This window comes from Tenacibaculum aiptasiae (genome assembly GCF_965221665.1).
Taxonomy (GTDB): domain Bacteria; phylum Bacteroidota; class Bacteroidia; order Flavobacteriales; family Flavobacteriaceae; genus Polaribacter; species Polaribacter aiptasiae.
Genome location: NZ_CBDCSN010000002.1, coordinates 1,132,656 through 1,147,371, shown reverse-complemented (window position 1 = coordinate 1,147,371; position 14,716 = coordinate 1,132,656). Strand labels below are relative to the sequence as shown.

13 protein-coding genes are annotated in these 14,716 nt (G+C 29.6%); 7 read left to right on the top strand and 6 right to left on the bottom strand.

From position 1 onward, the window contains the following. Nucleotides 1-8: 8 nt before the first annotated feature. The 4 genes from ACOQN8_RS05550 to ACOQN8_RS05535 all read right to left on the bottom strand — a co-directional run bounded on the left by ACOQN8_RS05550 (nucleotide 9) and on the right by ACOQN8_RS05535 (nucleotide 4,441). On the bottom strand, nucleotides 9-1,253 hold the full coding sequence (locus ACOQN8_RS05550) for a molybdopterin molybdotransferase MoeA (protein WP_420551925.1): 1,245 nt from the start codon (nucleotides 1,251-1,253) through the stop codon (nucleotides 9-11). Between the two features lie 12 nt (nucleotides 1,254-1,265). Then, nucleotides 1,266-1,583, bottom strand: coding sequence for a hypothetical protein (locus ACOQN8_RS05545; protein ID WP_420551924.1), 318 nt, complete (start codon nucleotides 1,581-1,583; stop codon nucleotides 1,266-1,268). A 12-nt stretch (nucleotides 1,584-1,595) separates the two neighbouring features. Next, nucleotides 1,596-2,588 carry a GTP 3',8-cyclase MoaA gene (gene moaA, locus ACOQN8_RS05540; RefSeq protein ID WP_420551923.1) on the bottom strand — a complete coding sequence of 331 codons (993 nt, stop codon included), beginning with the start codon at nucleotides 2,586-2,588 and terminating at the stop codon, nucleotides 1,596-1,598. Nucleotides 2,589-2,671: 83 nt separating this feature from the next. Further along, on the bottom strand, nucleotides 2,672-4,441 hold the full coding sequence (locus tag ACOQN8_RS05535; RefSeq protein ID WP_420551922.1) for a MutS-related protein: 1,770 nt from the start codon (nucleotides 4,439-4,441) through the stop codon (nucleotides 2,672-2,674). 75 nt (nucleotides 4,442-4,516) lie between these two features. Here ACOQN8_RS05535 and uvrC point away from each other — a divergent pair, with 75 nt between their 5' ends. Together uvrC and ACOQN8_RS05525 are read left to right on the top strand one after the other, a co-directional pair. Then, nucleotides 4,517-6,319, top strand: coding sequence for an excinuclease ABC subunit UvrC (uvrC, locus tag ACOQN8_RS05530; RefSeq protein WP_420551921.1), 1,803 nt, complete (start codon nucleotides 4,517-4,519; stop codon nucleotides 6,317-6,319). Further along, on the top strand, nucleotides 6,316-8,511 hold the full coding sequence (locus ACOQN8_RS05525; RefSeq protein ID WP_420551920.1) for a patatin-like phospholipase family protein: 2,196 nt from the start codon (nucleotides 6,316-6,318) through the stop codon (nucleotides 8,509-8,511). Before uvrC ends, ACOQN8_RS05525 begins: the two co-directional genes overlap by 4 nt. A gap of 59 nt (nucleotides 8,512-8,570) precedes the next feature. Here ACOQN8_RS05525 and ACOQN8_RS05520 read toward each other — a convergent pair whose 3' ends face one another. Together ACOQN8_RS05520 and ACOQN8_RS05515 are read right to left on the bottom strand one after the other, a co-directional pair. Then, nucleotides 8,571-10,115: an Rne/Rng family ribonuclease gene (locus tag ACOQN8_RS05520; RefSeq protein WP_150898193.1), complete on the bottom strand. Its 1,545-nt coding sequence runs from the start codon at nucleotides 10,113-10,115 to the stop codon at nucleotides 8,571-8,573. 285 nt (nucleotides 10,116-10,400) lie between these two features. Continuing rightward, nucleotides 10,401-10,691 carry an HU family DNA-binding protein gene (locus ACOQN8_RS05515; RefSeq protein WP_068702156.1) on the bottom strand — a complete coding sequence of 97 codons (291 nt, stop codon included), beginning with the start codon at nucleotides 10,689-10,691 and terminating at the stop codon, nucleotides 10,401-10,403. A gap of 129 nt (nucleotides 10,692-10,820) precedes the next feature. Here ACOQN8_RS05515 and mutY point away from each other — a divergent pair, with 129 nt between their 5' ends. From mutY to ACOQN8_RS05490, 5 genes are read left to right on the top strand one after another with little or no spacing between them, the layout of a single operon-like run. Then, nucleotides 10,821-11,867 carry an A/G-specific adenine glycosylase gene (gene mutY, locus ACOQN8_RS05510; protein WP_420551919.1) on the top strand — a complete coding sequence of 349 codons (1,047 nt, stop codon included), beginning with the start codon at nucleotides 10,821-10,823 and terminating at the stop codon, nucleotides 11,865-11,867. Nucleotides 11,868-11,903: 36 nt separating this feature from the next. After that, a complete protein-coding gene (locus ACOQN8_RS05505) occupies nucleotides 11,904-12,344 on the top strand; it encodes a single-stranded DNA-binding protein (RefSeq protein WP_150898195.1) in 441 nt (146 codons plus the stop codon). A gap of 19 nt (nucleotides 12,345-12,363) precedes the next feature. Beyond that, nucleotides 12,364-13,665 (top strand): gliding motility-associated protein GldE, encoded by a 1,302-nt coding sequence (gldE, locus tag ACOQN8_RS05500; protein ID WP_420551918.1) that lies wholly within the window; start codon nucleotides 12,364-12,366, stop codon nucleotides 13,663-13,665. Further along, nucleotides 13,658-14,215 carry a gliding motility lipoprotein GldD gene (gldD, locus tag ACOQN8_RS05495; RefSeq protein WP_420551917.1) on the top strand — a complete coding sequence of 186 codons (558 nt, stop codon included), beginning with the start codon at nucleotides 13,658-13,660 and terminating at the stop codon, nucleotides 14,213-14,215. The genes gldE and gldD overlap by 8 nt, the downstream gene beginning before the upstream one ends. Before the next feature lie 22 nt (nucleotides 14,216-14,237). Then, the gene (locus ACOQN8_RS05490; protein WP_420551916.1) at nucleotides 14,238-14,714 is read left to right on the top strand and encodes a hypothetical protein; all 477 of its coding nucleotides are present in this window, start codon (nucleotides 14,238-14,240) and stop codon (nucleotides 14,712-14,714) included. The last annotated feature ends 2 nt before the right edge of the window (nucleotides 14,715-14,716 follow it).

Sequence of the window (14,716 nt, the reverse complement as noted above, 5' to 3'; positions counted from 1 at the left end):
TTGTAAAATTAAAATTTATAATTAATTATCGGAAAAACGCTCCCTTTCTTAAATATTACCTCTTTGGTTTTAGGAAGTTCTATAAAACCATCTGCAGCGACCAAACTAGCTAGATCACCAGAACCATTCCCTTTTACTGGCTTAGCGAATAATGTTCCGTTTTTGTTTTCTAATTTGACTTGTAAATAATATGTCAGATTTGGTTTAAAAGTTATATCTTCAGATAGTATTGCTTCTTGTATGTTATCTTCTATGGCTACCGATTTTTTATACCATGGATAAAAATAAACCATACAGTTTACAAAGGTAGATACTGGATTTCCTGGGAAGGCAAAGACAACTGTGTTTTTTTTGTTTTCTGAGTTTTGATAAACATTTTTCTCTCCCATATCTAAAGCATCTGCAAAGCCAAACCAAAATGGTTTTCCTGGTCGTTGAGCCACCTTATGAAATAGCTTTTCTACTTTTAACTCTGATAATACTTCTGGTAAAAAATCAAACTTTCCTTTACTTACAGCTCCGCTAAATAATAGTACATCGTATTCTTGTAGGTAGTTATAAACCTTTTCCTTTAAAACCTGTTTATTGTCTGTTAAGTGTTTGGTTTCTGAAGGAATATTCAGTTTGCTTAATAAAGAAACTAAAGTATAAACGTTTGATCTTCTTATTTGATAATCTAAAGGAGTTTCATGTACATCAACTAGTTCGTCACCAGTAGAAATAATAAGTACTTTGGGTTGTTTGGCAACTTTTACATTAGCTTTTCCCACAGTTGCAATTACTCCAATTTCCGCAGGAGAAATAATAGTATTTTCAGAAACTAAAATTGCTCCTTGCTTTTTGTCTTTTCCTTTTTGATGAATGTTTTGCTGACTGTTTATTGTATCCACATTAATGGTTGCAATTCCATTTGCTATATCAACATCTTCATAGCGAATTACAGTATCACAATTGTTAGGTAAAACAGCTCCAGTCATAACTTCTATACAGTTATTATCTTGTTGCATGGATAATTGTTTACTGCCAGCAGGCTGTATTCCTTCAACTTTAAAGTTTCTTTGTCCGTTTTTAAAAAAGGAATAATTAATTGCAATTCCATCCATAGCAACACGATTGAAAGGAGGGAAGTCTCTATCGGCAACAATATTTTCTTTTAAAACACGACCAGCAGATTGCATAAAAGGAATTTCTTCAATACCAAAATTCTGAGTGTTTTCTAATATGATATGTTTTGCTTCTTGTGTTGTTATCATTTGTAAGTTATTCTATTTAGAATGAAAATACTCATAAGCATAGGCTTCAATATCTCCACTGCTTATCTGTTTCCCTTTTTCATCTCTTATATCATATAGATATTGTTTTCCTCCTATAGAGACAGCTCCATCTAAACCCAAGAGAATTGTATAAAAAGCATCAGTTAAAGAGGTGTCTAAAACTTTAAATAATATTCTATATTGTTCATCATTCAAGTTTAATGAAGTTATTAATTTCTTAACCTCAGTTTGTGAGTTTTTAGAAAAATACTCTTCTAATAAATCTTGTTTTTCATTATGAAAAAGTTCAACAAAATCTTTGGCATTCATTTTATATAATTTTTAACCACCAATAGTACTCATACTTTCGCTTACATTTCCTTTTTTACGATTGGCTTCGGCAACAAAACCGTTTTCTGGCTTTTCTTTAATTAAGGATAAAAACAATTCTTTTAAATCTTCATTACTAGCACCATTTCTAATAAAGTCGCGCAGATTAAAAACACCATCGTCAAACAAACAATTTTTAAAAGTTCCAGTTGAAGTAATTCTTATTCGGTTGCAATCGTTGCAAATTGTTCTGGTAAAAGCAGGGATAATTCCTACAGTCCCTTGGTGATTTTCAATAGAAAAATTACGTGATGTTGATGATTTTTCTGAAATAATTGCTTTTACATCGTATACCGACTTTATTTCGTTTAAAATCTTAGTGTAATTCCAGTTTTCTTGAGTGTCGCGTTGCCCTTTCCCGTTAAAAGGCATTTCTTCAATAAAACGAACAGCTATATTTTTGTCTTTAGTTAAAGCAACAAAATCATTAATTTCATCAGTATTAAATCCTGATTGTACTACTACATTTAGTTTTAAATTCAACGAACTTTTTTCTAATAGTTCAAAAGTTTTATATACTTCAGGAAATACATCACGACGCGTAATCTTAGCAAATTTATCAGAATGTAAGCTATCAATACTTAAATTGATATTCTTAATTTTTTCAAGTTTTTCTAAGGTAGGAATATGTTTTGAAACTAAAGCTCCGTTTGTAGTAATGTTAATAGCATCTAACAAATCGTTATAAGATAACATTTCTAAGAAAGACATGAAGTCTTTGCGAGCAAATGGTTCTCCTCCTGTTAATCTTACTTTATTAACGCCTAATTCGGTAAGTACACGAATAATTCGGTACATTTCTTTGTAGCTCAAAAGCTCTTTTCTAGGAACAATATCTATTCCATGAGCAGGCATACAATATTGACAACGAAGGTTACAACGATCGGTTACAGCCAATCGAACATAACTAATTTGTCTTCCAAAATTGTCAATAAGTTTACTCATACTGTAAAGATATGGATTAATGAGTCAATTATTTGCTGTCATTTATCATAGTTATATAAAAATTAACTTATGATATAGTCATGTTATATGATTTCCATTTTGTTGAGTAAAAAAGAAGCATTCATATTTTTACAAACCCCATCTTTCATTTTATAATCAAAATGAAGTTCGTTATTTAAAATTTCAGCATCAAAATAATAGTTTTCAATAGTTTTATATTCACTTGCTAATTCACATAAACTCACATCATGTGTTGCTATAATTCCAGTTGAATTTGAATTGTTTAGTTTTTCAACAAATTTTTTAGATCCTATGGCTTTATCTTTACTATTGGTTCCTTTTAAAATTTCATCTAAAATGATAAAATAGTTTTCGGTTTTGATTTCGTTTACTATAAATTTTAAACGTTTCAATTCAGCATAAAAATAAGATTCATCTTCACTTAATGAATCTGAAGTTCGCATGCTAGTAATTAGTTTTATAGGATTATAATTAAATTCACTAGCACAAACAGGGAGACCGCAATTAGCCATAACTATAGATAAAGAAACAGTTCTTAAAAAAGTACTTTTACCAGCCATATTTGCTCCGGTAACAATAAAAAATTGTTCTTTATCTATGGTGAAGTTATTATCAACCCTTTTAGAAGAATCTAATAAAGGATGTCCTAGGCTTTTAGCGTTTATAACGTTTTTTTCTTTTTTAATACTTGGGAATACATAATCGTATTTATTAAAAGTAAAATTTGCTAATGAGTTTTGTGCATCAAAAAAAGAAACTACACTAAACCATTCTTCAACAGTGTTTTTGTAGGTGGAAATCCATTTTTCTATTTGAATAGAATTACGAATATCCCATAAAAATAAACCGTTACCTATTAGAGCAATTATAATATTATTTCGTTGGTCAAAGGCATCTAGTTTTTTAGAAAACTCTTTAAAAATAGCTGAAGCTTTCTTGTCTTTTAATCGAATTTTTTCTTGTTTTTCCTTTAGTGTTATATTAGAAAATTGTTCGTTTTCTATTTGTTCTAGAAGTTGATAGTATTGATTAAATGTATCTTTTGCTTTTCCTGTTTCTATTGATAATTGTTGAGTGTTTTTAATAAAAGAAACGGTAACTGATAAACCAATAAAAAACCAAATTAAAAGAACAGAAAATGGAATGAAGCTAAAACTTAATAAACCAATTAAAACAAGTGATATAAATGAAAATACGTACGCTGAAACTTTTAAAAAAGATGGAAGTTTTTGTTCGTAGTTGTGTATCCAGTTTACAATTGCAGATGTTGAGGTTTTTGTTTGAATTAAGCTAGCAAGGGCTGTAAAATGTTGACGCCATTTTGCTTTTAATGATAGTTCTTTTATTATTTGCTGTTTCTCTTCAATATTAGAAATATCATTACTTGTTAAAGTAGTAGCTAGTAATTTTCTTCCTTCTAGTGTTGCAGTTCTATTGAGGTATTGAAAAAAAGAACCATTTCCAAATAAGTCAATATCATTACTAAAATAATGATCTGGATTAACAAAATTATACCCTTCTACAAAATAATAGTAATTACCTTTTAAGGCATCGATTTCATCTTGGTTAATTTTGAGTTTAGCTTGAGTAAGTCTTATATTTTCTTTTAATTGATTGTGTTTAAGAATTAAAAAAACAAAGCAAATTATAGCCAAAAAACTACCAATAAAAAGCATTTTTACTCCTGTTAATGCAAAATAGATAGAAAAAGCAATAGCTAAAAAAGTTATAAGTCTTAAAATACGGGTGTAAAACAACTGTTTTTTAAGTTTGGCAAGTGCTGTATTTAAGCTATTTATTTCTTCTTTGTAAAATGAAATAGGTTGTTGCATTGTTTTGTGAATGAAAATTGATGTAAAAGTACGTATAGCAGCGTAAATATCTGTATAAAATCGTATTTTCGTTGTATGCCAAATTCATTAGAACTTCAAGTAAAAACGCTGCCTACATCTCCAGGAGTTTATCAATATTTTGATAAGGATGATGTAATTATTTATGTGGGTAAAGCAAAAAATTTAAAAAAGCGTGTTTCATCATATTTTACAAAGAATCATGAAAATGGTAAAACGAGAGTTTTAGTTAAAAAAATTGTACGAATAGAGCATGTTGTTGTTGATACTGAGACAGATGCTTTGTTGCTTGAAAATAACTTAATAAAAAAATACAAACCTAGATATAACGTTTTGCTAAAAGACGATAAATCATACCCATGGATTTGTATTAAGAAAGAACGTTTTCCTAGAGTGTTTTCAACTAGAAGAGTTATTAAAGATGGTTCTGAATATTTTGGTCCCTATACCAATATGAGAACTGTACATGCTTTGTTAGATTTAATTAAGGAATTATACCCTCTAAGAACTTGTAATTACGATTTACATCAAGAGAAAATAGATTCTGGGAAGTACAAGGTTTGTTTAGAGTATCACTTAGGTAATTGTAAAGGTGCTTGTGAAGGATATCAACATGAAGATGCTTACATGGATGATATTAGAGGTATTAGAAACATTATTAAAGGAAACTTTAAAGAAAGTTTAGAGCGATTACAAAATATCATGCTCGATTTTGCTTCTGAAATGAAATTTGAAGAGGCGCAAAAAATTAAAGATAAATTAGCCTCATTACAAAACTATCAAGCAAAGTCAACAATTGTAAATCCATCAATAAATAATGTAGATGTGTTCTCAATTATTTCTGATGAAACTCACGGGTATGCAAATTTCTTTAAGGTAATGAATGGTTCTATAGTTCAATCATATACAACCGAAATCAAAAAGAAATTAGATGAAACTGATAAAGAGTTGTTAGAATTATTTATTGTTGAAACACGTAATCGATTCAATTCTTTATCAAGAGAAGTATTTGTGCCTTTTAAAGTAGATTTAGGTGAGAAAATAAAAGTTACGGTACCTAAGTTAGGAGATAAAAAACGAATTGTTGAATTGTCTGAACGCAATGCAAAATATTATAGACAAGAACAATTTAAACAAATAAAGATTGTAGATCCTGATCGTCATGTAAAACGAATTATGGCTCAAATGCAAAAAGATTTACGTTTGCATGTAGAGCCAAGACATATTGAGTGTTTTGATAATTCAAACATTCAAGGAACTAATCCAGTAGCAGCTTGTGTTGTTTTTAAAGATGGTAAGCCAAGCAAAAAAGATTACCGTCATTTCAATATTAAAACAGTTGAAGGGCCAGACGATTTTGCTTCTATGGAGGAAGTTGTTTATCGTAGATATAAACGATTGTTAGATGAAAATCAACCTTTACCTCAATTAATTGTAATAGATGGTGGAAAAGGGCAATTATCATCTGCATTAAAGAGTTTAGATGTATTAGGGTTAAGAGGAAAAATAGCTATTATAGGAATTGCTAAAAGATTAGAGGAAATTTATTATCCAGGAGATAGTGTTCCGCTATATTTAGATAAAAAGTCAGAGAGTCTAAAAATAATTCAATACTTGCGTAACGAAGCGCACAGGTTTGGAATTACTTTTCATAGAAATAAAAGAAGTAAAAGTGCTATTCAGTCGGAATTAGAACAAATTCCAGATATAGGTAAACAAACGATAACGAATCTTTTACGTAAATTTAAATCAGCCAAAAGAGTAAAAGAAGCTACCTTAGATGACTTAAAAGAAGTGGTTGGTTTATCGAGAGCACAAAAGATTTATCAATACTATCAAAAAGAGAAAGAAAAAGGATGAGAAAATTATTACTGTTATTATTTTTTCCAATGCTTATGCTAGGACAAAATCAGCCTAAAGTTGGTTTAGTGCTAAGTGGTGGTGGTGCAAAAGGATTTGCTCATATTGGAATATTAAAAGAGCTAGAAAAATCAGGAGTACATTTAGACTATATTGGAGGAACTAGTATGGGATCAATAGTTGGCGGATTATACGCCTCTGGTTACTCGGCAAGTCAAATAGAAAAAATAGTTTTAGATACTGATTTTATAACATTACTTCAAGATAAAATTTCAAGAAGAGAAAAATCTCTTTTTAATAAAGAGCATGGCGAAAAGTATGCGATTACATTGCCAATTAAAGGAGGTAGTATTGGATTGCCATTGGGTTTGTCGAAAGGGCAAAATGTACTTAATTACTTAACAGAATTATTAGCGCCAGTTGATGATGTCGTTGATTTTTCTAAGTTGCCAATTCCATTTTATTGTATTGCTACAAATATAGAAACAGGTGAGGAAGAAGCTTTAGAGAGCGGTTCTTTGCCTTTAGCTTTAAGAGCTAGTGCAGCTTTTCCTTCTTTGCTGAACCCAGTAGAAATTGATGGAAAATTGTTGGTTGATGGAGGAGTGGTAAATAATTTTCCTGTTGATGTAATGAGGAGAAAAGGTTTAGATCTAGTTATTGGAGTTAGTGTTCAGGGACAATTGTTGAAAAGAGAAGAATTATCTTCAATAGCATCTTTATTGATGCAGATTGTGAACTTTCAGATGTATAAAAAGTCTGATGAACAAACACGATTGTTGAATATTTATATACGTCCAGATATTTTAGAGTACAGTGTAATTTCTTTCGATCAAAAAGGAGAAATTATAGAGAAAGGAATTGAAAAAGCAAAATCTTATAAAGTTGTTTTTGATAGTATTGCTAAGTTACAGACATATAAAAAGAAAAGACCTGTGCTTAAATTTACAAATGAGAAGTTTTTAATAGATAAGGTTGTGATAGAAGGAAATAAAAATTATACAAATAATCATATTTTAGGAAAGATGCAATTGAGAGAAGGAGATAGTGTTTCCTATAAAGATATTTCAAAGAAAATTAATACACTAACAGCTTCAAAAAACTTTAAAAGAATAGATTACCATTTTGAAAAATCTGCTAGAGGAAAGAAACTTGTGTTAACGGTAAAAGAAGAAAAAATACAATCTTATTTACGTTTTGGAGTACATTACGACTTGCTTTATAAATCTGCAGTATTACTAAATTATAACTATAAAAAGTTATTCCTACAAAATGATGAGTTGTCACTAGATATTGGTGTTGGTGATAAAATTAGATATGATTTTGAGTATTTTGTCGATAATGGCTTAATACCTAGTTATGGTTTTCAGTCTAGGTATAATACTTTTACTAGTGATTTTTTATTTAATAACAATTTAATTAATATTAGATATAGAGATTTTAGTAATCGAATTTATTTGCAAACTACAATGGATAAAAAGTTTGCTATTGGTGTTGGTTTAGAGCATAAGAATATTAAAGTTAGTTCTGAAAATGTTTTAACTAATGGACAGGAAACGATATTTGATTTTAGTAACTATATAAATGGGTATTCTTTTTTAAAATTAGATACGTATAATAAAGAAATGTTTCCTACAGAAGGTTTCTATGCCGATATAGGATTTAAGTGGTTTATATGGTCAGATAGAAATAGTAGGCTTTCTAGGTTTGCACAAGGAAGTGATCCCTTTAGGCAGTTTTCACAGATAAAAGGAACTTTAGGTTTTGCAACTACTTTTTATGATAAATTTACGTTTCAATATATTTCAGAAGCTGGATTTACATTAGGAAAAAAGTCTTCTCAAATGTTTGATTTCCGTTTAGGAGGATATAATCAAAACTATATTAATAATTTCACACCTTTATATGGTTATGATACAGGAGCATTAAATGACCAGTCATTTTTAAGGTCAGAGTTTAATCTAAGGTATCAGATTTTTAATAATTATAAACATTATGCGGTGTTTATTGCAAACTATGCTCGTGTTGAAGAAAATGTTTTTAAAGGGGCAAGTTTATTTGATAATACAAAATCAGGTTACGCTTTAGGTTATAGTGCAGAAACACTTATAGGTCCAATAGAATTAAAGTATACATGGTCGCCAGATCATAAGGAAAAGTACTGGTTATTTAATTTAGGTTTCTGGTTTTAAGACATAAAAAAACCTCATTTTATTAATAAAATGAGGTTTTATTTCATAATAAGATTGCCTTACTTACTCTTCTTTTTTTTCTTTAAAAAGAATTTATACTGTAGGTATTGATAAGCATCTCTAGGTAATATTTTAATCCACTTTTTGTGTTGAACAAACCACTTAAAACGAATTGAATTAACGCCTTTTGTTAAATATGCAGCTATAAAAGGATGTACGTTTAATGTAATTTCCTTGTACTTTTTACCGCTATTAATTATGCGTTCTAATTCAGCTTCTATTTTATCTACTAAAACAATAGGAGCTTCAACTTCACCGTTTTTGTTAGGGTTTGGTTCACGTGTTTTTATGTGTAATTCAGGTCGTACACGTTGTCTTGTAATTTGCACTAAACCAAATTTACTCGGAGGTAAAATTTTATGTTTTGTACGATCTAAAGACATAGCTTCTTTTAAATGTTGATATAATTTCTGTCTGTTTTCGGCAGTTTTCATATCAATAAAGTCAACAACTATAATTCCACCCATATCTCGTAACTGTAACTGACGAGCTATTTCGCTAGCGGCTATTAAATTGACTTCTAAAGCAGTTTCTTCTTGACTTAAAGCTTTGTTAGAACGATTTCCGCTATTTACATCAATAACATGTAGTGCTTCAGTATGTTCTATAACTAAATAAGCTCCCTTACTCATGGAAACTGTTTTTCCAAATGATGTTTTTATTTGACGTTCGATACCATATTTTTCAAAAATTGGTGTGTCAGATTTGTGTAGTTTCACAATGTTTTCCTTGTCAGGTGATATTTCTTGTAAATATTCTTTAATTTCAACCTTTAGGGCTTCATCATTGGTGATAATACTTGTAAAAGAATCGTTCATAACATCTCTTAAAATAGAAGATGCTCTGTTTAATTCACTCAGTATTTTAGTTGGTGTATTTTGATTTGCAATACTATTGCACATTGTTTTCCAACGATCAAGTGAATTTTGTAAATCTTTATCTAGTTCTGCTACCTTCTTTCCTTGGGCAACAGTACGTAAAATAAGTCCAAACCCTTTTGGTTTGATACTTTTTGCTAATTTTTTTAAACGTTCTTTTTCTTTTGGATCAGCTATTTTTTGCGATACTGATACTCTGTTTGAAAAAGGAACTAAAACTAAAAATCTACCTGCTATTGATAATTCCGAACTAATTCTCGGACCTTTGGTAGAAATAGGTTCTTTTACAATTTGTACTAATAAATTTTGACCTGATTTTAGTACATCATTAATGCTTCCATCTTTGTTGATGTCGTCTTCAAAACGGAAGTTTTTTAAAGTGAATTCTTTATAATTACCTGTGCTTACTTTCTTAATGAATTTGTTTAAAGATTGTACTTGTGGACCTAAGTCATGGTAGTGTAAAAAACCATCTTTAGGATACCCAACATTTACAAAGGAAGCGTTAAGACCAGTCATTACCTTTCCTATCTTAGCAAGAAAAATATCTCCGACTGAAAATTTATTATCGCTTGTTTCTTTATTTAATTCAGTAAGTCTACCATCTCTTAATAAGGCGAAATCAATATCAGAAGAATTTGAACGAATTATTAATTCTGTTTTCATTCTGAATTTGGTTTTGTGCCAACGATTAATCGTAGACGGGTTAATTTGTAAACAGGTATAAATTATATACCATTTTAAGGTGTTAAAACCTTAATGTCAATGAACGTAAGCTATAAAAGCAACGAAAAAGTAAGCGTTAGCTTACTTTTTCTTATGACGATTTGCTCTTGCTCTTTTCTTTCTTTTGTGAGTAGAGATCTTTGCTCTCTTTCTTTTTTTACCACTTGGCATAATTGAAATGTTTTGTAAAACCTTTAAACAAAGGTTTTGGTTAATATTGTTTTATTATTTTACAGATACTTTAGTCTTAACACCCTCTGTAAACACTTTTGAAGGTTTAAAAGCAGGAATGTTATGTGCAGGTATCTTGATAGTAGTGTTCTTAGAGATATTTCTACCAGTCTTTTCTGCTCTAGTCTTGATGATAAAGCTACCAAAACCTCTTAAATATACATTATCTCCACTCTCAAGTGCATCTTTTACTTCGTCCATAAATGCTTCAACAGTTGCTAAAACATCTGCTTTTTCAATTCCACTCTTATCTGAAATCTTAGATACGATATCTGCTTTTGTCATTCTATATATATTTTGAATTTATTTTTAAAAATGAGGGTGCAAATATATGATAATTAATCTATTCCGAAAAAAATAAGAATAAAAAAATCTAAATAAAATGCACTATTTTCGCTTACCCAATTTACATAAATGATTTTATCTAAACAACTAATTTACTGGTATTTACAAAATAAAAGAGACTTGCCTTGGCGTAAAACAAAGGACCCTTATAAGGTTTGGTTGAGTGAAATTATGCTTCAGCAAACTCGAGTTGCTCAAGGTTTGCCGTATTTTTTAAAATTTACAGAAGCATTTCCAACAGTGTTTGATTTAGCTAAATCAGATGAAAGTACAGTGCTTAAACTATGGCAAGGTTTAGGGTATTATTCTAGAGCAAGAAACCTGCATTTTACCTCCAAATATATAAGTGATGAATTGAAAGGAGTTTTTCCAAATAATTATAAGGAGTTATTAAAATTAAAAGGTGTAGGTGATTATACAGCGTCTGCTATTGCGTCTATTTGTTATGATGAACCAGTAGCAGTAGTTGATGGTAATGTGTATAGAGTTTTGTCTCGTTTTTTTGGGATAAGTACACCCATTAATTCTACTAAAGGAATAAAGGAGTTTAAGGAATTAGCAGGGACGTTAATTGACGTCAATCAGCCAGGAACATATAATCAGGCAATTATGGATTTTGGTGCCTTGCATTGTAAGCCACAAAACCCGTTATGTGATGAATGCCCAGTGTCTGAAAGTTGTGTGGCATTTGGGAAAAAATTAGTGAAAGAATTACCTGTTAAAGAGAAGAAAATTAAAGTTAAAAAGCGTTATTTTAATTATTTAGTAGTTGTTACTGATGATAATAAAACCTTATTTAATGAAAGGATTGGTAAAGGTATTTGGCAAGGTTTATATGAATTTCCTCTTTTAGAAGCTAAAATGTCTATTTCAGAAGAAGAACTAATAGAACATAAACAGTTTTTAGAATTATTTTCTGATAAAACGACGATGTCTTTATTTAATAAGGAGGATATAGTGCATAAACTGTCGCATCAACATTTGTTTACTAAGTTTTGGATTGTAAAAACAAAGAAAGTAGAAGGAGAAACAGTAGATTGGAATCAGGTGAAAAAATATCCTACACCTATATTAATAGATAAGTTTTTAAATGAATATTTAAGTGAGGCATTGTAATTTTTGTATATTTGATTTTACACTAATTTTTTAGCTATGGCAGGAACAATTAATAAGGTGATTTTGATAGGTCATTTAGGAGATGAGGTAAAAATGCATTATTTCGAAGGAGGTAATTCTGTAGGGCGTTTTCCTTTAGCTACAAATGAAACATATACCAATAGACAAACAGGAGAAAGAATAACAAATGTAGAATGGCATAATATTGTAGTACGTAATAAATTAGCTGAAATTTGTGAGAAATATTTAACAAAAGGAGACCGTGTATATTGTGAAGGACGAATTAAAACACGTCAATATGAGGTAGATGGTCAAAAAAGATATACTACTGAAATTCAAGTGCAAGACATGACTTTTTTATCAACTAAAAAAGATCCTAATAGTGTGCCTTCAAATATGAATCCTACACCAACTCAAGAAAGTAGTAAACCAACTCCTAATGTAGCTCCACAAGAAGACGATGATTTACCATTTTAGTTTAATTAAAATTTAAAAATTGGACCCAGAACCCGAATCTTTATTTTTAGCATTATCAAGTATCGACTTATTAACAACTCTTAACTGTTTACTGTTACTCTCATTGTTAATTTGTTCGGCTTTAGTGTCTGGTACAGAAATAGCTTTTTTTTCAATATCTCAAACGGAACTGGATGACTTAAAATCTAGTTCAAAAGGAGAAAATATTGTTGTAAAACTATTAAATAAGCCTAAGAAATTATTAGGAACTATTTTAATAACGAACAACTTTATTAATATTCTTATTGTTTTAATTTTTGCGTCTTTAGGGGAAGTGTTTTTCAAGGGACTTACAGGCTGGGTTAAGTTTTTTGTTGAAGTGGTTTTTGTAACGTTTTTAATTTTACTATTTGGAGAAGTATTGCCTAAGGTATATGCGAGTAGAAAATCGCTACAGTTTGCTAGTTTTATGGCGAGGCCATTGCAGTTTTTAAGTGTTATTTTAACACCTTTAAGTACGCCTTTAATTAAGCTTACTAGTATTGTTGAAAATAAGTTAGGTAATAAAAATAATAATTTATCTGTAGAACGCCTATCACAAGCATTAGAGTTAACCTCTGAAGGAGCAACAACAAAAGATGAACAAAAGATACTAGAAGGAATTGTAAGTTTTGGTAATACAGAAACTGTGCAAATTATGAAGCCAAGAACAGATGTTTGTGCTATTGCTGATGATGCATCATACGAAGAAGTTTTAAAAACTATTTTACAAAATGGTTACTCAAGAAACCCTGTGTATAATGAAAACATAGATAATATTAGAGGGGTTTTATATGCAAAAGATTTATTAGAGCATTTGAATAAGAAAACATTCAAATGGCAAAAATTAATTAGAGATCCATTTTTTGTTCCAGAAAATAAAAAACTTGATGATTTGTTAAGCGAATTTCAAGAGCAGAAAAAACACTTAGCAATTGTTGTTGATGAATATGGCGGAACAAGTGGGATAGTTACTTTAGAAGATGTTATTGAAGAAATAGTTGGAGATATAAATGATGAGTTTGATGATGATGATTTAACCTATTCTAAACTAGATGAAGATAATTATGTTTTTGAAGGGAAAATAACGATTAAAGATTTTTGTAGAGTTTTAGAAGATGATGATGTAGATAAGTTTGAAGAAGCAAAAGGGGAAAGTGAAACAATAGCTGGTTTTATTCTTGAAATATCAGGTAAGTTTCCTAAGAAAGGAGAGAAAATAAATTTTAGTAAGTATACGTTTACTATAGAGGTAATTGACAAAAAACGTATAAAACAAGTAAAAGCAACACGAAATGCATAAATTCTTATTACTAATTTTAGTAATGTTATTAGTAAGCTGTGGTAATGAAACGTTACCAAAACCAAAAGGATATTTAAGTTTAGAGTATCCACAGTTAGGATATAATAAATTAAATGATAGTAGGCCTTATCGTTTTGATGTAGCTAAAAACACAACAATTAAAAATTTACCTCAAAATTGGATTAAAGTTCAGTATCCTAAGTTAAAAGCTTCAGTTGATATTACATATCGTCCAATACAAAACAACTTAAGAGAGTTGTTAATGGAGTCTGAAAAGCTAGTTTTTGAACACGCTATCAAAGCCGATCAGATTACCGCGCCAGTAGAGTATTCTAATCCTAATAAAAAAGTTTATGGCAGTGTGTATCAAATATTAGGAAATGCAGCTTCTCAAGTACAGTTTCATGCTACTGATAGTAGTAAACATTTTTTAAAAGGGTCTTTGTTTTTTTATACCAAACCTAATTATGATTCTATCTTACCAGCAGTTGAATATATTAAGAATGATATGATTCATATGATGGAAACATTAGAGTGGGAGAAGAAATGATTTAATATAAAAAAGCTATGAAATGAAAAAAATGATTTTGATTGCTTTTTTGTTCCTTTTTTATAATTGTAGTCAGAAATTATGTTATGAAGAAAGGTCTATCGATGAGTTAAAGAAGTTGTATTTGAATAATGAGCTGAACTATAGTTTTTATCAAGCTTTAAAAGAATATAAATTATCTGTTAACAACATTAAAAATGTTGAAAAACTTATAGAAGAAGGTTTTAAAAAATATAATAGAAACCAAAATAAAGGAAAGTATAAGTTGAAAAAGTTACCTAATTTTAAACAATATGGTTACATTTTATCGCCTTGTATGAATAATAAAGGAGATAAATTAGTATTTGTTCATGCATATTGGACAAATAGAAATTGTTCTGATTTAGGATCTTTAGATGAGTGGTTTGAAGTTTGCGATGGAGGTAATTCAATGTTACAACTCGTAATTAATTTAACAAAAAAGAAAATTCCTTATGTAAGGCCAAATGGAGAAGCTTAATT